The 21,662-nt window shown below is 40.4% G+C and carries 18 protein-coding genes; 13 read left to right on the top strand and 5 right to left on the bottom strand.

What is annotated here, in order from left to right; translation table 11 throughout:
* Positions 1-30: 30 nt before the first annotated feature.
* From WC743_RS01850 to WC743_RS01835, 4 genes are all read left to right on the top strand, one after another.
* Positions 31-810 (top strand): DUF2231 domain-containing protein, encoded by a 780-nt coding sequence (locus WC743_RS01850; RefSeq protein ID WP_373010031.1) that lies wholly within the window; start codon positions 31-33, stop codon positions 808-810.
* Between the two features lie 730 nt (positions 811-1,540).
* Positions 1,541-2,629 carry a tRNA 2-thiouridine(34) synthase MnmA gene (mnmA, locus tag WC743_RS01845; protein ID WP_373010030.1) on the top strand — a complete coding sequence of 363 codons (1,089 nt, stop codon included), beginning with the start codon at positions 1,541-1,543 and terminating at the stop codon, positions 2,627-2,629.
* A gap of 405 nt (positions 2,630-3,034) precedes the next feature.
* Positions 3,035-5,434, top strand: a complete 2,400-nt coding sequence (gene topA, locus WC743_RS01840) for a type I DNA topoisomerase (protein WP_373010028.1) — start codon at positions 3,035-3,037, stop codon at positions 5,432-5,434.
* 88 nt (positions 5,435-5,522) lie between these two features.
* Positions 5,523-5,927, top strand: coding sequence for a hypothetical protein (locus WC743_RS01835; RefSeq protein ID WP_373010027.1), 405 nt, complete (start codon positions 5,523-5,525; stop codon positions 5,925-5,927).
* Here the strand turns inward: WC743_RS01835 and WC743_RS01830 are convergent.
* The gene (locus tag WC743_RS01830; protein ID WP_373010026.1) at positions 5,924-7,420 is read right to left on the bottom strand and encodes a gluconokinase; all 1,497 of its coding nucleotides are present in this window, start codon (positions 7,418-7,420) and stop codon (positions 5,924-5,926) included. The genes WC743_RS01835 and WC743_RS01830 overlap by 4 nt on opposite strands.
* Before the next feature lie 284 nt (positions 7,421-7,704).
* Here WC743_RS01830 and WC743_RS01825 point away from each other — a divergent pair, with 284 nt between their 5' ends.
* From WC743_RS01825 to WC743_RS01785, 9 genes are all read left to right on the top strand, one after another.
* Entirely contained in the window at positions 7,705-8,094 is a 390-nt protein-coding gene (locus tag WC743_RS01825; protein WP_373010025.1) for a two-component system response regulator, read from the top strand.
* A complete protein-coding gene (locus WC743_RS01820; protein WP_373010024.1) occupies positions 8,072-9,166 on the top strand; it encodes a sugar transferase in 1,095 nt (364 codons plus the stop codon). The genes WC743_RS01825 and WC743_RS01820 overlap by 23 nt, the downstream gene beginning before the upstream one ends.
* Positions 9,167-9,174: 8 nt before the next feature.
* Positions 9,175-9,858, top strand: a complete 684-nt coding sequence (locus WC743_RS01815; RefSeq protein ID WP_373010023.1) for a TolC family protein — start codon at positions 9,175-9,177, stop codon at positions 9,856-9,858.
* 1 nt (position 9,859) lies between these two features.
* Complete coding sequence (locus tag WC743_RS01810; protein WP_373010022.1) at positions 9,860-12,004, top strand: GumC family protein; 2,145 nt, start codon at positions 9,860-9,862, stop codon at positions 12,002-12,004.
* Positions 12,005-12,038: 34 nt separating this feature from the next.
* Positions 12,039-12,176 carry a hypothetical protein gene (locus tag WC743_RS01805; protein WP_373010021.1) on the top strand — a complete coding sequence of 46 codons (138 nt, stop codon included), beginning with the start codon at positions 12,039-12,041 and terminating at the stop codon, positions 12,174-12,176.
* A gap of 11 nt (positions 12,177-12,187) precedes the next feature.
* Positions 12,188-13,678, top strand: a complete 1,491-nt coding sequence (locus WC743_RS01800) for an O-antigen ligase family protein (protein WP_373010020.1) — start codon at positions 12,188-12,190, stop codon at positions 13,676-13,678.
* A 21-nt stretch (positions 13,679-13,699) separates the two neighbouring features.
* On the top strand, positions 13,700-14,314 hold the full coding sequence (locus tag WC743_RS01795; protein ID WP_373010019.1) for a DapH/DapD/GlmU-related protein: 615 nt from the start codon (positions 13,700-13,702) through the stop codon (positions 14,312-14,314).
* Positions 14,315-14,326: 12 nt separating this feature from the next.
* Positions 14,327-15,676, top strand: coding sequence for a lipopolysaccharide biosynthesis protein (locus tag WC743_RS01790; protein ID WP_373010018.1), 1,350 nt, complete (start codon positions 14,327-14,329; stop codon positions 15,674-15,676).
* An 88-nt stretch (positions 15,677-15,764) separates the two neighbouring features.
* On the top strand, positions 15,765-16,955 hold the full coding sequence (locus tag WC743_RS01785; protein WP_373010017.1) for a glycosyltransferase family 2 protein: 1,191 nt from the start codon (positions 15,765-15,767) through the stop codon (positions 16,953-16,955).
* Between the two features lie 92 nt (positions 16,956-17,047).
* On the opposite strand, the gene WC743_RS01780 is transcribed toward WC743_RS01785, so the two are convergent.
* The 4 genes from WC743_RS01780 to WC743_RS01765 all read right to left on the bottom strand — a co-directional run bounded on the left by WC743_RS01780 (position 17,048) and on the right by WC743_RS01765 (position 21,653).
* Positions 17,048-17,437 carry a VOC family protein gene (locus WC743_RS01780; RefSeq protein WP_373010016.1) on the bottom strand — a complete coding sequence of 130 codons (390 nt, stop codon included), beginning with the start codon at positions 17,435-17,437 and terminating at the stop codon, positions 17,048-17,050.
* 4 nt (positions 17,438-17,441) lie between these two features.
* A complete protein-coding gene (purL, locus tag WC743_RS01775) occupies positions 17,442-19,667 on the bottom strand; it encodes a phosphoribosylformylglycinamidine synthase subunit PurL (RefSeq protein WP_373010015.1) in 2,226 nt (741 codons plus the stop codon).
* 304 nt (positions 19,668-19,971) lie between these two features.
* Entirely contained in the window at positions 19,972-20,784 is an 813-nt protein-coding gene (locus WC743_RS01770) for a TonB family protein (protein ID WP_373010014.1), read from the bottom strand.
* A gap of 290 nt (positions 20,785-21,074) precedes the next feature.
* Positions 21,075-21,653 (bottom strand): DUF4468 domain-containing protein, encoded by a 579-nt coding sequence (locus WC743_RS01765; protein ID WP_373010013.1) that lies wholly within the window; start codon positions 21,651-21,653, stop codon positions 21,075-21,077.
* Between the last annotated feature and the right edge of the window lie 9 nt (positions 21,654-21,662).

Below are 21,662 nucleotides of genomic sequence, written 5' to 3'. Positions count from 1 at the left end.
TTTTATACTACTGTATTTAACTCCTTAAAAATGAGAAGTAAAGCAAGTATAAAGGGCCACCCAATACATCCTATACTTATACCATTTCCAATCGCATTTTTGATAGGGACGCTCCTGTTTGACATTTTACATATCACAAGTGGAAATAGAAGTTACCGGCAAACCGCCGGATACCTGGAAATAGCCGGAATTGTCTCCGCAATTATTGCTGCTATACCCGGGGTTATTGATTATTTTAAAACAGTACCTCCCAATAGTTCCGGCAAAAAACGTGCGGCACTGCATGGTTTAATAAACATTTCATTAGTCGTTGTATTTGCCGTAGCCTATGTACTTCGTGATAATTCTTCTACAACATTAATTATTGGTTTAGAAGCTATAGGCGTTATTATGCTGTTTATTTCGGGGTGGCTTGGCGGGACTTTAGCTTACCGAAATCAGATAGGGGTTGATATCAGGTATGCCGGCGCCGGCAAATGGAACGAAACTCACGTAGCTGATAATAAAGGGTTAATTGAGGTTGCAACCGCCGATGAGTTAAAGACCGATCAGATGAAGCTCATTCATATTGGCACTAAACGGATAGTTCTTGGAAAAACGGATTCGGGGTATTTCGCTTTTGATGACCGTTGCACCCATAGAGGGGGTTCTTTAGCCGGGGGAACAATGATTTGCGGAACGGTTCAATGCCCCTGGCATGGGTCGCAGTTTGATTGCAGCACCGGTGTTGTGAAAGCAGGTCCGGCTAAAGAAAATATAGCCATATATCCTGTACAGGAATTAAATGGAATAATATACATTAAGTATTAGCGGTTCATTCTCTTTTTATTTCATAGAAGATGGATAGCACCTACGGCGCAAAAATATCTTGTTCCGTTTTTCTACAAAGCGGTTGCACCTACGGCGCAAAAAGGTGTAAAAATAGTTAAAACATCTCTATACCCCATCCGGTAATGTGTACGTATTTTAAAAATGCCATCTGCCCCGGCGGGGCAACCGCTTTGTAGCAAACATATAAGAAACCTCCTTTGTTTCGGAGGGACTACCTTATTACAAAGCAGCCGCACCTACAGCGTACGAAGTTTACAAATAACATTTAAATATCGCTATCTGCCCCGGCGGGGCTACCGCTTTATAGCAAAAACATCATAAGGAACATTCTTTGTCCCGTAGGGACTATCCTATTACAAAGCGGTTACACCTACGCCACAAAAGTTAAAGCAGAACATTTAAAACATCGCTATCTGCCCCAGCGGGGCTACCGCTTTGTAGCAGACATCACAAGAAACCTTCTTTGTCCCGGAGGGACTACCCTATTACAAAGCGGTTGCACCCGCGGCACGAAAGTTAAAGCAGAACATTTAAAACATCGCTATCTGCCCCGGCGGGGCTACCGCTTTGTAGCAAACATCGCAAGAAACCTCCTTTGTCCCGATAGGGACTACCCTACCTCTGCAAATATCAAACAAACTTCATTTTACCATCCTCTGACCCAACACCTAACCTATATAAACAGGAAAGCCGTATCTTTGCGCCCAATATGAGTAAGCACGGAAGAATATTAGTGGCGATGAGCGGCGGAGTTGATAGTTCGGTAGCGGCAGTGATGCTGCACGAGCAGGGCTACGAAGTTATCGGGCTTACCATGAAAACTTGGGACTACGCCGCATCTGGCGGTAGCTCAAAAGAAACAGGCTGCTGCAGCCTGGATAGCATTAATGATGCCCGTGCATTAGCCGTTGGTTATGGCTTTCCGCATTATATATTGGATATCCGCAATGAGTTTGGCGATTTTGTTATTGACAATTTTGTTGATGAATATCTTGCCGGTCGTACACCTAACCCATGCGTTTTGTGCAATACCCACATTAAATGGGAAGCATTATTAAAACGCGCCGATAAACTGGATTGCGAATTTATAGCTACCGGGCATTATGCCAACATCCGTTTACAGGATAACGGCAGGTATGTGATATCAAAAGGTAAAGACGAAAATAAAGATCAATCATACGTACTGTGGGGGGTATCTCAAAAAAACCTTGCACGTACTAAATTCCCTTTAGGCAGTTTCTCTAAGCCCGAAATAAGGCAGATGGCTGTGGATATGGGTCAGCTGGAACTGGCGGGTAAAAGCGAAAGCTACGAGATCTGCTTTGTGCCCGATAACGATTACAGATCATTCCTGAGGCATAAAGTTGAAGACCTTGACGAGCGTGTTGGCCCGGGTAATTTTGTATTAACTGACGGCACCTTAGTAGGCAAGCATCAGGGATATCCATTTTATACCATTGGCCAGCGTAAAGGCCTGGGCATTGCATTGGGCAAACCAATGTTTGTGACCCAAATTAAGCCGGAAAGCAATACCGTAGTGTTAGGTACTATTGAAGAACTGGAAAAGAAAGAAGCCTGGGTACGCAACCTCAATTTGGTAAAATACGAAAGCATTACCGAGCCATTAGAAGCCGTAACCAAAATACGTTATAAGGATGCCGGTACAGAAAGCAAGATCCAGCAGATAGGCGACCACATGAAAGTATCTTTCGATCATATGGTATCGGGCATAGCGCCGGGCCAGTCTGCCGTGTTTTATGAAGGCAACGACCTCTTAGGCGGCGGTTTCCTGATATAATTATTTCTTTTTATGCAATGCTTTACATACGCGTCATTGCAAGGCACGAAGCAATCTCAGAACTTTGCGTAGACGATTTGCAGGTAATAAACAACCTATCGGGAAATTGCTTCGTACCTACCCATGACATATTTAGTTTAATTGGGTCATGCTGAGCTTGTCGAAGCATTGCGGGGTGGGCCTTTGCGCACGTCCTTCGACAAGCTCAGGATGACCCCGGCAAATGTCATTTCCCCTTCAGGCCTCGGATTTTAAAACTCACAAAGACGCATGATGGTGTATCAAATCTGCTATTATAAAACATTTTTATCACTACTCATTTTACTATAATAACACCCCAACAAAAAAACAAATTTGCGTTTCTATCGCATTTTATGTTTTCTTTGCAAAAAACAATATGCTTAAATGGCTAAAAATTTACTAATAGTTGAATCACCGGCGAAAGCCAAAACAATTGAAGGATACCTTGGAAAAGACTTTACCGTAAAATCAAGTTACGGTCATATTCGCGACCTTGTTAAGTCTGAAGATGCTATTGATATCAACAATAACTTCACACAACGCTATGAAGTACCTGCCGATAAGAAGCAGGTGGTTAGTGAATTAAAAAAATTAGCTAAAGAAGCAGACATTGTATGGCTTGCCTCCGATGAGGACCGCGAAGGAGAGGCTATATCATGGCACTTATTTGAAACCCTCGGCCTTAAAGAGCCGGATACCCGTCGCATTGTTTTCCATGAGATAACTAAGCCGGCAATAATGAATGCGATTGAAAACCCACGTAAAATAGATTATAACCTGGTTTTTGCACAGCAGGCCCGCCGCGTTTTAGACAGGCTGGTTGGCTTTGAACTTTCTCCGGTTTTATGGAAAAAGGTTAAACCATCACTGTCAGCAGGCCGTGTACAATCTGTTGCGGTACGTTTAATTGTTGACCGCGAACGCGAGATAAATAAATTCAAATCAGAGGCTGCTTTTAAAGTAGTAGCCATATTTGGTACAGGCAGAAATGCTTTTAAAGCCGAATTGCCTGAACGCTTTAGCAAACAGGAAGATGCCGAAAAATTCTTACAGGATTGTGTTAAGGCCATCTTTGATATAAAATCGTTAGAAACCAGGCCTGCAAAGCGTTCACCTGCCGCACCATTTACCACCTCAACTTTACAGCAGGAAGCCAGCCGTAAATTAGGTTACTCGGTAGCACGTACCATGCAGGTGGCACAAAAGCTGTACGAATCTGGTAATATTACCTACATGCGTACAGATTCGGTAAACTTATCTGATACCGCTTTAAATGCCGCTGCTGCCGAAATTGTATCTGCCTACGGCGATAAATATCATCAGCAAAGAAAATATAAAACAAAAAGCGCCGGTGCACAAGAAGCGCATGAGGCCATCCGCCCAACTTACTTTGATAAGCATACTATTGATGGCGACGGGTCAGAAAAACGTTTATATGAACTGATATGGAAACGTGCCATAGCCTCGCAAATGAGCGAAGCGCAGTTTGAGAAAACCGTTGCAAAGATCAGTATATCAACACGTAAAGAAGAATTAGTTGCCAACGGCGAAGTAATGAAGTTTGATGGTTTCCTGAAAGTATACCTGGAAAGCAGCGACGAGGACGAGGACAACCAAACAGCCGATGGCGAAAACGCGATACTGCCGCCTTTAACCAAAGGACAGGTTTTAGATTTACAAGAGTTAACCGCGACAGAAAGATTTTCGCGCCCGCCGGCACGTTATACCGAGGCAAGTTTAGTTAAGAAATTAGAAGAATTAGGTATAGGCCGCCCATCAACCTATGCCCCTACCATATCAACCATACAAAACCGCGGTTACGTGGTTAAAGAAGAGCGCGAAGGCCGTCAAAGGAATTTCCGCGTGCTAACCTTAAAGGGTGAAAACATTACCAAAGAAGAGAAAACAGAGAATACCGGTGCCGAACGTGGCAAACTATTCCCTACTGATATTGGTGCTGTTGTAAATGACTTTTTGGTTCAGCATTTTCAGGGCATTGTTGATTTTAATTTTACCGCCAGCGTTGAAAAACAGTTTGACGAGATTGCTCAGGGCCTGCAGGAATGGACAAAAATGATCCGTGCCTTTTATGATCCTTTCCATAAGGATGTACAAAGTACCATTGAAACGGCAGACAAAGCAACCGGCGAACGCGAATTAGGCGTACACCCGGAGAGTGGTAAAAAAATGTCGGTGCGTATTGGCCGTTACGGTCCGTTTGTACAAATTGGTGAAAATGCTACCGAAGAAAATGGGGAAGAAAAGCCGCTATACGCGAGCCTTCGTACCGGCCAGAGTATAGAAACCATTACTTTAGAAGAAGCGCTTGAACTGTTTAAGCTGCCCAAAGTTGTTGGTGAATATGAAGGTAAGGTAATGAAAGTGGCTATTGGCCGTTTTGGACCGTACATTAGCCATAACGGTGCATTTGTTTCTTTACCAAAAGAAATTGATCCGCTTGATGTTACTGAAGAAGAAGCTATTGAACTGATTAATGCCAAACGTAAAAAAGATGCTGAAAAGCTGATAAAGGCCTTTGACGAAGACGAAACCGTGAAAGTTTTAAACGGACGCTGGGGCCCGTATATTGAATTTGGAAAGCTGAACGTTAAAATACCTAAGGATAAAGACCCTTTAACCTTAACTTTTGAAGAATGCAAGGCACTGGCTGATGCCATGCCTAAGGATGCTAAAAAAGGACGTTTTGGTAAAGCTGCACCTGCTGCAAAACCGGCCGCCAAAAAAGCACCGGCCAAGAAAAAGGCAGTTGCGAAGAAAAAGTAAGTTATTAGTTGAGTGAATGAATAGTGAATGGTTTAGAATAATTCAACTATTCACCCAATCAACTTAATCAACCATTTACTAATACAATATGATTAAGGACCTTCCAGCTAACGTAGTAAAAGATATTGCCATTGCAGTTGCTTTGGAAAGTGAAAATATTGAAAGTAAGATTTGGTATGTGTACCTTATAAATCTTAAGAAAGTACCTTTAGAAAACGTATTGATCACCTCAAAAGGCTATGGTGAAAAAGATGGTGAACCTGTAAAAACCTCTACCCTGCGCCATGCATTCCCGTTGGTTGAGCCCAATTCTTTTAAGCTGATAGAACCTATTGATGAGCAAACTTTCGGGCTGAATAACGAGTACTGGTTAAGCTACTACATCGGTCGCGAGATCTTCGATAAGAAGTTCATATTTTTGCCGGAAAGCATTGTTGATGACAACTTTATAAAATTGCCGGTTATAAATAAACCCGGTGTTATGATCCGTTAATTGTTTAAGTCATGCATCAGGTGCATAGATTCTTTCAGGTTCAGATATAGCATTTTATACACCGGGAATATTTTACTGTAAACCTGGTGGCTGGCCATATCAGGAGCTATCACTACCCTATTCTTCGCTTCTCGTGCATGTATTGGTTCAATATCAATTTGCAGGGCTTGCATTGCTAAATATATAGCGCCAACGGCCGATGCATCATCCGTTTGCTGTACTATCAGTTTTTTGCCGGTTACATCTGCCAGTAGTTGTACCCATACCGGCGACGATATAAAACCTCCGCTTATCACTATCTCTTCAATTGGTTGCGAACAGCCTTCTACCGCTTTTAAAACATCATTCAGCGCAAAGCAAATCCCTTCTAAGGCCGCTCTTAAAAAATGCGGCTGGCTATGGTTAGGGTTTATATTTAAAAACGCGCCCGAGCTTTTTGAATCCCACACCGGCGCACGCTCTGCATACAGGTATGGCAAAAATATGAGGCCATTGCTGCCGGGTTTTACAGTTTCAATATCCTTAAATAAAGCTTTGTAGGTTTCGCCGGTAATGTTGGTTAGTTTTAAAAAATGTTTCAGGAGCCAATCTACCGCGGCACCGCCATTGTTTACAGCCCCGCCACAAATAAATGTTTTTTTGTTAAGCAAATAATTGAAGGTCATGGCTTCATAGTTATAAATTGGGGTACTGCTGCCTACCCTTACTGCGCCGCTTGTACCAATGGTTAACGCGCCAATTCCGGGCCTTACAGCATTACCGCCAAGGTTAGCACAGCACCCGTCACTGGCGCCTATCACAAAATGAGTTTTTTGGGAAATATCCGGCAATAATTTGTTAGCATCTGTTAAAGAACGAAAAGTTCCTGTATCGACTGGTTGAGATAACTTCCCGCTATCCACACCAGCCAGTGCTAACGATCTATCGTACCAATTAAGGGCTAAAATGTTAAATAAGCCGGTGGAGGAAGCCATGGAATAATCTATCTCAAATACATTAAAAAGTTTGTGCCAGATATACTCTTTTATAGATATGAATTTATAGGCCTCATTAAACAAATCAGGGCTGTTCTCCCGCAGCCAAATAAGCTTGCACAAGGGCGACATGGCATATATTGCTGTGCCCGTGTGGCGATAAATATCCTCACCTTGTGTAGAAATGCGGATACTTTGTGCAATATCCCCACTTCTGGAATCGGCCCACAAAATGGCATCGGCAAGGGCCGTTCCATCCCTGTCTACCGGCATAATGCTGTGCATAGCAGCACTTAGGCTTATTGCAACAGGCTCTGCACCTAACTTTGTGGTAATATCATTTATACATGAAATAAACGCCTGCCATATAAGGCATGGGTTTTGTTCACTGTAGCCGGGTTGGGGATGGTTGGTTACATAGTGATATTGGGCTGTAAAAAGGGTATTCCCTCCAGTATCAACCGCTACAGCCTTTGTGCTGCCGGTACCCAGATCTATCCCTACAAAATATTTTTGCATAACCAGAAACTTAATTACAGTGTGTTACGTAAACTTGGATTAAAAACCCCACAATATCATTATTTGTTAACATTTATGATACTGGTGATAGAATTAAATTTACTTGCGAATAATTTAGTATACTTTTAGATAAAAAAACTGAATTGATAATATTAGTATCTCTGGCTGGCTCAACAAAAAAATAGGATACTTAATATTATTCTAAATAGTGGCAAGAATGATATTTTTTAGCTTTTTCCATTAATAAACAGCATATTTATAGTATAACACGGTAAAGCATCAGAATGAAAAAAACACTACTTATTGTTGATGACGATTTAAGCATATTAAAACTACTTAACTTTATTCTGTCAAAGGACTATGAGATAGTTGTCAAAAATAATGGTATTGAAGCATTTGGGTGGTTAGAAGATGGCAACATGCCTAAACTGATCATATCAGACCTGCAAATGCCTTATTTTGACGGTCAATCATTTGTGAAGAATGTTAAAATAAGTGGCTTTTACCGGAATATCCCTGTTATACTGCTTTCTGCCGCTCATGATCTTGAAGAGCAGGTAGCGCATATGCCATTTACAGTGGAGGCTTACATACACAAGCCTTTCAATCCAACAACATTAAAAACAGCAATAAATCAAGCCTTACAAGTTTATGATGCATCAGACAGCAACTGATTGGAATGAAAATTCAGGCGCACAAATCAGTATTGCATATGCAGGACTGGAATTAAAAGACTTGATTTCTAATGATCTGAGTGGAAACTTCCGGATCACCTTTAATGAAACACTTAAAAATCTTGAAGACTACTTAGGCAATCAATCCATTTTATCAATACCTGATATTATTTTAGTTGAGGTTGATAAGGATGAGAAATGTTTTCAGCTGGTTGAAAGGCTCAGGACCAACTTCCTGATGAACGGGCTTATCATTGTAATGATATCAACCCATAAGGATAAAAAATTGGTACAAAAGGCCATGCAGATGAAACTGCATGATTTTTACACCTATCCTTTCTCAACCTCTGACTTAAGGGAAAGGCTTAACTTTTTGGTTAAGTTTAAACTAATAAGACCCCGGTTGCTTGAACTTTCAAAAGAAGTTGATATTACATACAAAATGCCTGCAGGTAAGCGCTTTCTTGATCTTTTTATATCGTCAATGATGCTTATTTGTTTGCTGCCTGTATTAGTGATTGTAGCAATAATGATCAAGTTAGATTCAAAGGGCCCTATTTTTTATAAAAGTAAACGTGTAGGTACAGGATACAAGGTATTCGATTTTTATAAGTTCAGATCAATGCGTACCGATGCTGACCAGCTATTGGCGCAGCTATCTGAAACAAATAACCAATATAGTGTTGAAGAAGAAGGCACTACCAAATCTGCCTTTGTAAAAATCAAGAACGATCCAAGAATTACAAAACTTGGAAATTTTTTACGCAATTCAAGCTTAGACGAATTACCGCAGTTATTTAATATTTTAAGAGGAGACATGTCTGTAGTGGGAAACAGGCCTTTGCCGGTTTATGAGGCCGAGATGCTTACTTCAAATGAGTGGTCAATGCGCTTTTTAGGGCCGGCCGGTTTAACCGGTTTATGGCAGATAAGCAAACGCGGAAAAGAAGACATGTCTGAGCGGGAAAGAAAAAAACTGGATAACTTTTACGCCCAAAAATATTCCTTCTGGCTTGATCTGAAAATCATAGTCGGAACGGTTCCCGCTTTGTTTCAAAAAGAGAAAGTTTAATAAGAAGAATGAATACTACATTAAAATTACTTGCTATTATATTACTTAGCTTTACATTCACTACACGGTCACATGCACAGGCAACCAGCTTTATTGCTGATGTTGATTACCCTTATCTTGAAAAACTGATAGCCACTGCAAAAAGGAACTTTCCTGAAATGAAAATACGCCAAAGCCAGGTAAATTTGGCAAAAAACAACTATAACGGCGCAAAAGTATCATGGCTGGATGTTTTTACAGCATCATACATATATCAGCCCAGAAACTCTCAAGATCTTTTACAGCCAACCATTTTTAATGGTTATCAATTAAGTATATCGTTAAACATTGGGCGTTTTTTTACAAAGCCTTATACCATACACGCTGCTAAAGAAACCTACAATATAGCGTTAGCGCAGCAAAGCGAATATTTATTAAACATTGAATCGCAGGTTAAACGTTTATATTTTGGTTACCTGGCCGCCAAGGCCGAAGTACGGTTGCGCTCGGGCGCTGTAATTGATGGCGAAACTGCCGTAGGGCAGTTAAAATATGCGTTCCAAAAAAACGAGATCACATTTCTGGTTTATAATGAGGCCTTAACAAGTTTGTATAATCAAAACGCATTTAAGGTACAGGCCGAATTGGCCATGCTAACAGCGAAAGCTAACCTTGAAGAAATTTTGGGTGTAAAATTAGAAGAGGTTAAATAAGATGGAGTTAGGTAATTTTTTAAAAGTTTTATGGAAACATAAAAATCTGCTGATAATAATTCCGCTTGTAACAATTATTGTTTCTTTTTTCCTGGTAAAAAACCTTGCAGACAGGTATGTATCAACCGTACAAATAGCTACCGGCCTTGTTGATGAATCAAGTCATTTGCTTGACCCTACCGGGATTGCCCAGGACCAGCAATTAAACCATAAGTTCAGCAATCTGATAGCGATAATAAAGCTTAAAAAGCTAATTAACCAAATATCATACAGGCTGATGATACATGACCTTACTGATCCGGTACCATTCAGGAAACCCAGTAAGCTTTTATCAACAATAAGCGATGAAGCCCGTAAACACGCGCTACAGGTATATACAGATAAAGCCAAACAACTTGAATCATTATCCTTTTACAATAAGGATGAAAATGGATTAAATCAATTGCTTAGGTCAATGCAATATGATGAGCGTTCTTTACTGGCAAATCTTTACGCGGTAAGGGAAGAAGACAGCGACTTTATATTAATAGGTTATGAATCAGAAAATGCCCAGCTCTCGGCATTTGTAGTAAACACCTTAAGTACTGAATTTATTGATTACTACACACATACCATAAATAAGAGTGAAAATGACGCGGTTGATTATTTATCAAAATTAGTTAATGATAAACGGGATACCCTAAATTTTAAAATTAATAATTTAAAGATCTACAAGATAAAAAACGGGATCTTAAATCTTGAAGATCAGTCAAAAGCCCTTTTTGATAAAACTATTGAGTATAAAGAACGTAAGTTACAGGCAGAAAGGGACCTTGCATCAAATAACGGAACAATAAAAGCCATTGATGAAAAATTTGATCCTAAAGACCGCCAGTATCTTGAAGCATCGGTTAGTAGATATAACCTCGCGGTTACCACTACTCAGGAGCAGCTACATTTACTTACAGACAGATATGTGCGCAGCGATTTTAATCCGAGGTATAAAGCTGCAATAGATTCTTTGGGTTTAAAGCTAACGCAACAGTTAAATCAAACATCAGATCAGTATATCACCAATCCGCTTGTTGGTAAACAAGATCTGGTTCGTCAAAAAACACAGCTGGAGATAACCAGGGACCTTGCTAAATACAGTCTCTCGTCTATCAACCGTGCATTAAGTGATATAAGTACCAATTACAACAGGCTTGTACCATTTGATGCTACTGTTAAGAAATTTCAATTTGATATTGATATGGCAACCAAGGAGTACATGGATGCATTGGGCAGGTATAATGAAACCAACTTTAGGTTAGCCAACTCTGTTAAAGTAAGGCTGGTTGATAAGGCTACGCCTGATGTTGCCGAACCTTCTAAAAAAATGCTGCTGATCATATTAAGCGGTATTGCCAGCTTTAGTTTTTGTGTGGTTATACTGTTTGTGATATTCTTTTTTGATGAAACCATAAAAGATCCTGCCCAATTAGTAAACAGCACCAAGCTGCCATTACTGGGTTATTTAAATACCATAAGCGGCGGCTCGCTTGATCTTAAAAAGCTTTGGGATGTTGAGCACCGCGAAAAAATGAAGCAGTTTAAAGAACTGATCAGATCAATACGTTTTGAGATTGACCAGGAATTGCGCGGCGAAAAGATTCTGGCTATAACCAGCCTGGCCGATCACGAGGGGAAAACGGTTTTAGCCATAAGCCTGGCCTATTCTTACTCTATGATCAATAAAAAAGTGTTATTAATTGATGGCAACTTTTTAAACCCAACTATTAGTCAAACTGCACACCCTAAATTATATCTTGAAGATTATTTTAAAAACAATCCGGATAATTACGATTCAATTTCAAACAATATAAATGTAATAGGCAACCATGGCGGTGATATTACCCTGCTTGAAGTGAGCGACGAAAACTTTATCCGTAGCAGGTTTAATGAGTTAAAACTTAAGTACGACATTATTATAATTGAAACGCCCCCTCTGTCATCACTCAATAAATCAAAAGAGTGGTTATTGTTTGCCAGTAAAGTAGTTGCGGTTTTTGAATCGAACAGGAGCATCAAAAAATCACAAAAAGAAGACATTAAGTTTTTAAAGAACCTTAACAATAAATTTGCCGGCTGGATATTAAATAAGGCTGATGCTAAAGACATGTCCTGATAAGTAATTTACGGGCCGGTAAATACTTTATAAAATGAGAATTGAACCAAAGGAAGACCAAACAGATCTTTACAAAGATTTAACCCCGCTTGAGCAAAAAACACGCAAGGTGGCTGTTCTATTTGTGTTTGCCGGGGTTTTTGTTTGGGCCTTGAAAATATTCCTTGCATAATATTGCTTACAATGTTAAACAACCAGGTACAAAACCTTAAGGTTTTTTTAAGTAAAAAGGCATTTTTTAACACCCCTTCTACTTTTAACCTTATTTTGCTTTTATTGCCCGTTGCTATATTTATTGGTGCAGTTATAGCCAATGGCGGTATTATTGCAGCCGGCGCGCTAATGGTGTTGTTTATAGGTATACCATTTGTTTTAGGAATAATAGCTTACCCGCTTTTTGGTATAGCCATATTTATAATTGCCAGCTTTTTCATTAACTACGCAGCAAAATTGGTTCCTGAAAATGTACCGTTGGGTATTTTAATGGATGCTATCACCTATCTGCTTATTTTCGGTTTCTTTTTAAAGAAAAAATATGACGACAACTGGGATTACTTCAAAAACCCTGTAAGTTATTTAATACTGGCCTGGCTCGCCTATAATTTGTTTGAAGTAATAAACCCTGCATCGCCAAGCAAATTGGCCTGGTTATACACAGTGAGGACCATTGGCTTTTTGTTATTGGTGTTTTTTGTATTTGTATATCATATACGGTCTGTTGAATATATAAGGTTCCTGATGAAGTTGTGGCTGTTATTAGCGCTTATAGCTGCAATATCAGGTTTTCAGCAAGAGAATATTGGGTTGCTTTCGTTTGAGCGCAAATGGTACTATTCTAATCCAGACACCCTTAAACTTCTATTTATACAAAACCACTTACGTAAGGTGGGCATATTTTCAGACCCGGTTACGTACTCGTACAACATGGTGGTAGCTGCGGTTATGTGTATAATTTTTGCGATGGGTAATATATCATTCAATAAAAAAGTATTGTTATGGTTAGCTGTTCCGTTCTTTTTATTGACAATGTTATACTCGGGTACAAGAGCGGCTTATATATTGCTGCCCACTGCAATGGTATTACTGGTTATACTTAAATTCAATAAAAAAATATTGTTCTTTGTGACAATAGCAGGCCTTATATTGGGCTTCCTGGTAGTTATGCCTACCGGAAACCCCCTTATAAAACGCTTCCAATCGGCATTTAATCCTTCAAAAGATGCCTCTTACAATGTGCGGGTTGAAAATCAAAGAAAAATAAAGCCATATATATTAGCGCACCCAATTGGGGGTGGATTAGGTTCGGTGGGTGTATGGGGCCGCAAATTTGCCCCAAATTCCATGCTGGCTAAATTCCCGCCTGATAGCGGTTACGTGCGCGTAGCTGTTGAAATGGGCTGGATCGGCTTGCTTTTATTTTGCACATTAATGTTTGTAATATTAAAAACCGGCATTAATAATTATTACCTTATCAAAAACCCCGAGCTTAAGAATTATTGCCTGGCTATGGTATTGGTAATATTTGTATTAAATGTGGGTAATTCTCCGCAGCAGGCACTTGTACAATACCCGTCCAATATATTATTTTACCTTGCAAGTGCATTGTTAATAGTAACTCTAAGACTTGATAAGGAACAAAGAGAGAATGAAACCAATAAGGGGCTAATAAATTAATTCGCTGAATAATTACCAACAATGTCACTGGCATCTACCATAAAATCAAACCCGGGCTTAAAGAAATTTGTTCACGGGTTAATTGTGTCTAAACGAAGGTCTGAACCGCGCCGCTGGGTGAAATGGTTTGTAAACCCATTCGTTCATAAACGCGGTAAAAATTCCCTCGTAAAATTTTATGCCCGGCTTGATGTATTTCCATTTAATGATTTCAGGCTTGGAGAGAACTCTATCATTGAAGATTTTGCCGTAATAAACAATGGCGTTGGAGCTGTTTTAGTTGGCAACAATGTAGGTATAGGCTTAAGCAATGTTATTATAGGCCCGGTTATCCTGGGTAATTATGTAATGCTTGCACAAAACATTGTAATATCGGGCTTAAACCATGGCTTTGAAGATGTAACCATACCCCCGCGCCTGCAAAAGGTTGTAACCAAACAAATCACTATTAATGATAATGTTTGGGTGGGTGCAAATAGTTCAATAACAGCAGGTATAACAATTGGCAAAAATGCCATAATTGGGGCCGGCAGTGTAGTAACCAAAGATATTCCCGAATACTGTGTTGCTGTTGGCAACCCGGCAAAGGTGATAAAAAAGTACAATTTTGAAACCGGCAGCTGGGAAAGGGTTTAAGCTGAATTTTGTATGTCATTTTTAAAAAAGATTGTAAATAAACATACCATTTCCCTGCTCAGCAATGCATCCATGCCGCTTATTGGTATGGTTGTATTATCCCTTATGGCCCACAACCTTCACAAGGCCGATTTTGGTAACTACATATTTTTTCTGCAAACATTTTTACTTACAGATACCTTCCGGACGGGCTTTATGCAAACCTCGTTAATGAAGTTTTATGCCGGTGCAAGTAAAAGGCAGGCGGCTAATGTAGCTGGCTCTGCATGGCACATAGGCTTTATAATAACCATTGTATTCGTAATTGTTGATCTTTTACTTTATCTGTTTTTTAAAAGCGGTAACCCCGATGTGGTTGCTACACTCAAATGGTTTGGTGTAATATATTTATGTACACTACCATCTGCAATAGCATCATGGTTATTACCAGCCGAAGAAAAGTTTAACAAACTACTTATCCTGCAGGTTGTTAACCAGGGTGGCTTTTTACTGTGTATACTAACGCTTATCATATTCCATCAAATAACTTTTGAAACAGTTATTAAATGTTACCTGGCAAATAATATCATTACCAGCTCGGTAGCTATTTTTGCAGGTTGGTCTAAAGTTCGCACTATCAAGTTCAGAACTACAAAATCAATGAAAGAGCTTGCCCACTTTGGCAAGTTCAGTGTAGGCACCTCGCTGGCCTCAACATTATTAAGCAGTTCAGATACTTTTATTATAAAGGCAATGTTCCCGGTGGAGTTTGTTGGTATCTACTATATACCACAGCGCCTGCTGGAGGTTTTCCAGATCCCAATACGTAGCTTTGTTGCTACCGCTATGCCAGAACTATCATCGGCCGTGCACCGTGGTAAAAATGATGATGTGGCCCGTATTATGAAAAAATACGCGGGTATGCTAACTGTATTATTAATACCGATAGCCGTCGTATCATTTATGATTGGCGGCCTGGTTATCCACTTGCTGTTCGGCAATAAGTTTGATCATACACCCGCTGTTACCATCTTCAGGATATTTATATGTTATGTGATATTAATTCCTATCGACAGATTTTTTGGTGTAACCCTTGATATTATTGGCAAGCCCCACCTTAACATGATCAAGGTAATTTTAATGCTGATAGTAAATATCACAGGCGATTTTATAGGTATTTATCTGTTTCATAACTTGTATGGTGTAGCTATTGCATCACTTTTTACTTTTTTAACCGGTGCTATATTTGGTTACTGGCAGCTTAAAAAACATCTTAACTTCACCATATCAGATATTTTTACTTTAGGATACCGGGAGTTAAAAGAGGTAGTAAACCACTTGTTACATAAAAAGGCCGGGCAGGAGAACAGAAACACCCTATAGCAAGGTATAGTAATATATTAACTGGGCATGGACAAAAAAACATGAACAAGCTAATTAAAATTCATAATTTAAACCAGGCATCAAGCATATGGAATTTATTAAACTCATTTTATCTATAATTTTCAGTGTAGTATTTATCTACCTGGGGATATATAGCCTGTACCTGTTCATATTTTCGGTTGTGGGCCGGTTCATTATTGTGAAAGCCCCGCCCATGGCAGCGGCATACAGTAAGTTTGTGATTTATATATGCGCTTATAAAGAAGACGAGATCGTATTAAACTCGGCAGCACAGGCCTTAACTATCAACTACCCCAAGGATAAATTTCACGTTTGTGTTATTGCTGATTCTATGCAACCATCAACCATACAAAAATTAATGGCAATGCCTTTACAGGTAGTTGAGGTAGTTTTTGAAAGCAGCACCAAATCAAAGGCACTACACAAAGCCATTGAAAATACGCATGAAGACTTTGATGCCGCTGTAGTGTTTGATATTGATAACGTTGCCGCGCCAGATTATCTGCACCATATTAACAACTACCTGCATGCAGGCAATAAGGTGATACAGGGCCATCGTGTTGCTAAAAACACAGAAACCCCAATTGCCATTTTAGATGCCATTAGTGAAGAAATAAATAACCATATTTTCCGTAAGGCACAGCGGGTGTTCAACCTCTCAGCTGCAATCATTGGCTCAGGTATGGCCCTTGAGTATAGGTTATTTAAAGATACAATGGCCCAAATTGATGCCGTTGGCGGCTTTGATAAAGAAATGGGCCTGGTGCTTACCCGCCAAAAAATCCATGTGGCCTATTCTGATGCAGCCCTTGTATATGATGAAAAGGTTAGTAACCCCGAAGTATTTAAAAAACAACGCCGCAGGTGGTTATCAGCACAATTTAATTTACTAAAAACATACGGCAGCACCGGCTTTACCGAACTGTTTAAGCACGGCAATTTTGATTATTTTAATGAAATATATCAAACCGCCATCCTCCCCCGTATATTAATGCTTGGGCTTATGCCCTTTATGCTGCTACTGTCGCTGCTAACACCCGGCGTAGGCCCATCATGGCAAATGTGGTTAACCGCCACCGCGTTGTGCTATGTTGGTATATTAATTGCAGTGCCCGCGCAATTCTTTAACAGTAAATTACTTGGCGCGGTGTTAAAGATCCCTTTGATATTTTTCTCTATGCTTGCATTACTGTTTAAATTAAAAGGCGCTAACAAAAAATTCATTCATACACCACATAGCAGCCAAAGCAATAATTAATACGGATATGAGGCTTCGGAATAAAAAGAAAAGCTTGCTTAATTACTAAGCAAGCTTTTCTTTTTATGACCATTTATATTAAATCGCCCTAACTATTTTTCATACAATTCCAGCGGTAAACCATCTGGGTCTGTAAAAAAAGTAAAGCGCTTACCGGTGGTTTCATCCACCCTAATGGCTTCGGTAACTACATCAAGCTCGTTAAGGTGGAATACAGCTTCGTCAATATCATTTACTTCAAAAGCCAGGTGCCTTAAGCCGGCAGCTTCGGGGCGCGATGGCCTTGGCGCCGGGTTTGGAAAAGAGAATAACTCTATCTGGTATTCCCCTCCTACTTCCAGGTCGAGCTTGTACGAATTTCGTTCTTCACGGAAGATCTCCCGGATAATGTTAAAACCTAATATCTCCACATAAAACCGCTTTGACAGCTCGTAATTTGAGCATATAATAGCTATATGGTGGATCTTGTTAAGCTTTAACATTCATTTATTCGCCTAAAATTACGTGCAGTACATTGTCGTTCACCATTTTAAGGTCGGTGATGTTGCCAAAAAGTTCTTCGTCAATATTGGTATTACCAATTCCATTAACAGACCCTAAAAGGCTAAACTCAACTTCGCTGGTAGCCATCATCTCTATAAAGCGTTCCTGATCATCAGGAGCTACGCTTACCACTACCCTACCTTGTGCCTCCCCAAACAAAAATGCGTCCTTACGGATACTGCTATCGCTCTCAATATCAAAGCCCAGGCTGTTTGGCATAGCCGATTCAACCAAAGCAATATATAAACCACCATCGGCCACATCATGTGCAGACTGTACAACTTTATGTTTGATCAGTTCTTTAACCACCTGGTGCATGTCATACTCCTTATCAATATCAAAATAAGGCGCAGGTGCGCTCAATATTTTGTGATATGATGCTAAATATTGTGAAGATGCAATATCGTTAATGGATTCACCTATCAGATAGATAAGATCGCCGGGCTGTTTAAAGTCTGATGTCATGATGTTGCTTATATCATCCATCACCCCAAGCATACCAATAGTTGGCGTAGGGAAAACCGGGCCTTCATCTGACGACTGGTTGTAAAAGCTTACGTTACCACCTGTTACCGGGGTTTCAAATTTGGTACAAGCTTCGCTCATACCTTTTATAGCGCCTACAAACTGCCAGTAAACTTCGGGCTTGTATGGGTTACCAAAGTTTAAACAGTTGGTTATAGCCACCGGTTCGCCGCCTGCGCAGGTAATATTACGAGCCGCTTCGGCAACAGCAATAGCCGTACCCTTTTGCGGATCGGCATATACATAGCGTGAGTTACAGTCGCAGGTTATTACAATAGCTTTATTGGTATCCCTAACTGCTACTACTGCTGCATCGCTTGGGCGGTTAGTGGTCATGGTTGCAACACCTACCATTGAATCATACTGGTCGGTAACCCAACGTTTTGAAGCTATATTAGGGTGCGATATCAAGTGCTCGGCCACATCTACTAAATTTGCAGGCTCGGCAACGTCTTCTATTTTAAATTTTTGGTTCTCGGCAAAGTAAGCAGGCTCACGGTATTCGCGTTCGTAAACCGGTGCTCCGCCGCCTAATACCAGGTCATCAGCAGGAACGTCTGCTACTTTTTCGCCGTTCATAAAGTATTCCAGGCGTTGGGTATCGGTCACTTCACCTATAATGGCACAATTTAAATCCCATTTATCAAAAACAGCCTCAACTAAGGCTTCTTTACCTTTTTCAACCACTATAAGCATGCGCTCCTGTGATTCGGAAAGCAATATCTCATAAGGTTTCATGTTTTCCTGGCGCATTGGCACACGGTCAAGATAAATTTTCATACCATGCTCACCTTTAGCGCTCATTTCTGAGTTAGAACAGATAATACCTGCTGCACCCATATCCTGCATACCAATAACGGCACCAGTTTTTATCACCTCAAGAGTTGCCTCAAGTAATAATTTTTCCTGGAATGGATCGCCTACCTGTACAGCGGGCAAATCGTTAACAGAATCTTCAGTTATATCTTTTGAAGCGAAAGCCGCGCCATGGATACCATCTTTACCTGTTGCAGAGCCTACTATGTAAACCGGGTTACCTACACCATAAGATGTAGCTGAAACGGTTTCGCCGGCTTTAACTATACCTGCCGAAAACGCGTTTACCAATGGATTAATGTTGTAGCAATCGTCAAAAAACAATTCGCCACCAACGGTTGGGATACCAAAGGCATTACCGTAATGGCTAATCCCTTTTACTACGCCTTTAACCAGCCACTTGGTTTTATCCAGGCTTAGATCGCCAAAGCGCAGCGAGTTCATTTGGGCTATAGGCCTTGCACCCATAGTAAATATATCGCGGTTAATACCGCCCACACCTGTTGCAGCCCCCTGGTAAGGTTCAAGCGCCGACGGGTGGTTGTGTGATTCTATCTTAAAGGCACATCCTATACCATCACCCAGATCAACCAATCCGGCGTTTTCTTCACCGGCCTTGGCCAGCATCCGCGGGCCATCTTTTGGCAAAGTTTTAAGCCAGGTAATTGAATTTTTGTATGAGCAGTGTTCGCTCCACATTACCGCGAAAATAGACAGCTCGGTAAAGTTGGGTACGCGGCCCATTATTTCATTTATGCGATCAAATTCTTCGGGTAAAAGTCCCAGATCTCTGGCGGTTTCAACGGTTGTTAATTCCTGGTGCTCCAATGTATTATTGTTTATGTTGAAAAGATGCGCAAAATTAGAAAAAAGCAGGGAAAGCCGAAAGGAAAAAGGGTATTAATGAGGATAAAGGATGAAAAGATGAAAGACAAAAGGTTAAAGCGGAAGGATATGTGCTATTAAAAACAGCAATGGGTATAAAACCCACTGCTGTTACAGATAAAATTATTCCTTATCCGCCAGGGAATGATTACCTATTTCTCCTTTATTGGTAAAAGCCCTTACCCGTACATGCACAATTCTGCTTTTGTTCCGCTCTTAGCGGAACGGAACACGGAACAATGGAGGCTTATTCAGGCAACTGGAAATTAATAGGTACCATGTACCTTACCCGTACCGGTTGGCCGTTTTGTTTACCGGGTTTCCATGCTTTAGCTAATTTTAATACCCGGACAGCTTCCTGGTCGAAACCGTAGCCGGCCCCTTTTTCTACAACTATATTTGATAAGCTGCCATCCTTTTCAATAACAAAGCTTACCACTACCCTACCAGATACATTTGCATCAGACGCCGCAGCCGGGTACCTTAAAGTTCGGCCTAAGAATTTGGAGAATGCATCCATCCCACCAAACGGCTCGGGCTGTACCTCAAGGCCAAAGGTGCCGACTATCTCGGTACCGTTTGCTGCCGGGGCTGCAGCAGGCGGCCCAACAGGCACATCTTCTATAATATCAACAGGGGCGCCGGGTTCACCCTTTCTATCTATAGGGCCTATTTGCCCGGTAAGATCAATATTCCTTGGTGGTTCTTCTGTAACCGGATCACTTGTTGGTTTAGGAACAAGAAATTTATGCATTGCAGATGCCGGTTGTGCCGGAGTTTGTTCAGGCTTTTGTGGTTCAACCTTTTTAACAGCTGCTACCGGCGGGGGCTGAATGTCTACAATAATGCCTCTTGTAGGTTCAATTAGTTCCACTTTTGCAGCGTTTAACTTAAGGTACAATCCTGCTGCCCCAATTACAGCAAAGGTTATCGCCATCGCCCTGATCATATTACCGGCATAATGCTGGCGCAGATCATAGGCCCCATAAGTTTTGTTTCTTTTGTCGAATACAAGGTCGAGCCACTCGGCATTGTACAAATTTAGTTTTGTGTTAAGCATGTTGAAAGAATTTAATTCCCTAATATAACAACAAAACAGAATAAAATATTGTATAATTTATTTTTTAGTAATAATATAGCTGTACTTGCATATAAATACAAAATTTATATTGGCAAATAAGCTTTATTACAATATATAAGATAAGTGTGCTACTAACAGGTAATTACCATTTATCGGTTGCAACCTTTTTTATGGGCTCCGCCTTACGGGCAATGGATACTTTATCCATATGCTGATTGGCAAATAAGCTTTATTACAATATATAAGATAAGTGTGCTACTAACAGGTAATTACCATTTATCGGTTGCAACCTTTTTTATGGGCTCCGCCTTACGGGCAATGGATACTTTATCCATATGCTGCTTTAAACTGTTACCGGTTGCCTGGCAAAACGCACCTGTTTGGGCCAGGTAGTTGTCGGCTTCTTTCTGAGAGTATTTAGATGTAAGCTTTTCTAACGGCACCTCTACGCCCGGTATAGCAGTCATGTTGCCAAAACGATCTCTTTTATATGGAGTAAAAACAAAGTCGCTTATTTTATAGCGGTATTTTTGATCTTTGGTTTCTATAAACAATGTGTAAGAGATCTCTCCCCCTTCTTTTTTAACTACGGATGATCCAGTATACACCAAAAACTTCCCTTTGGTAATAATGGCGTTTGCTACAACATTTTCCGGCTTATTTTTAGGGTTAGCTATTTTAGCGAAGTATAAACCCCGCTGATAAAGGGTATCGGCAGTTAACCCCGGCTTATCCACTACCTGGTAATAAACATATTTGTTAGCCTCATCAAACTGCAGTAATTCCTTTTGTGCTGATGCAGTTTGCGAACACATTAAGCAAACCAGGCCAAATAGTAATTTTTTCATGTTATAAAG

This window comes from Mucilaginibacter sp. (genome assembly GCF_041660805.1).
Taxonomy (GTDB): domain Bacteria; phylum Bacteroidota; class Bacteroidia; order Sphingobacteriales; family Sphingobacteriaceae; genus Mucilaginibacter.
Note: the sequence above shows the minus strand (reverse complement) of the source record. Positions and strands in the feature narration are given on the sequence as shown.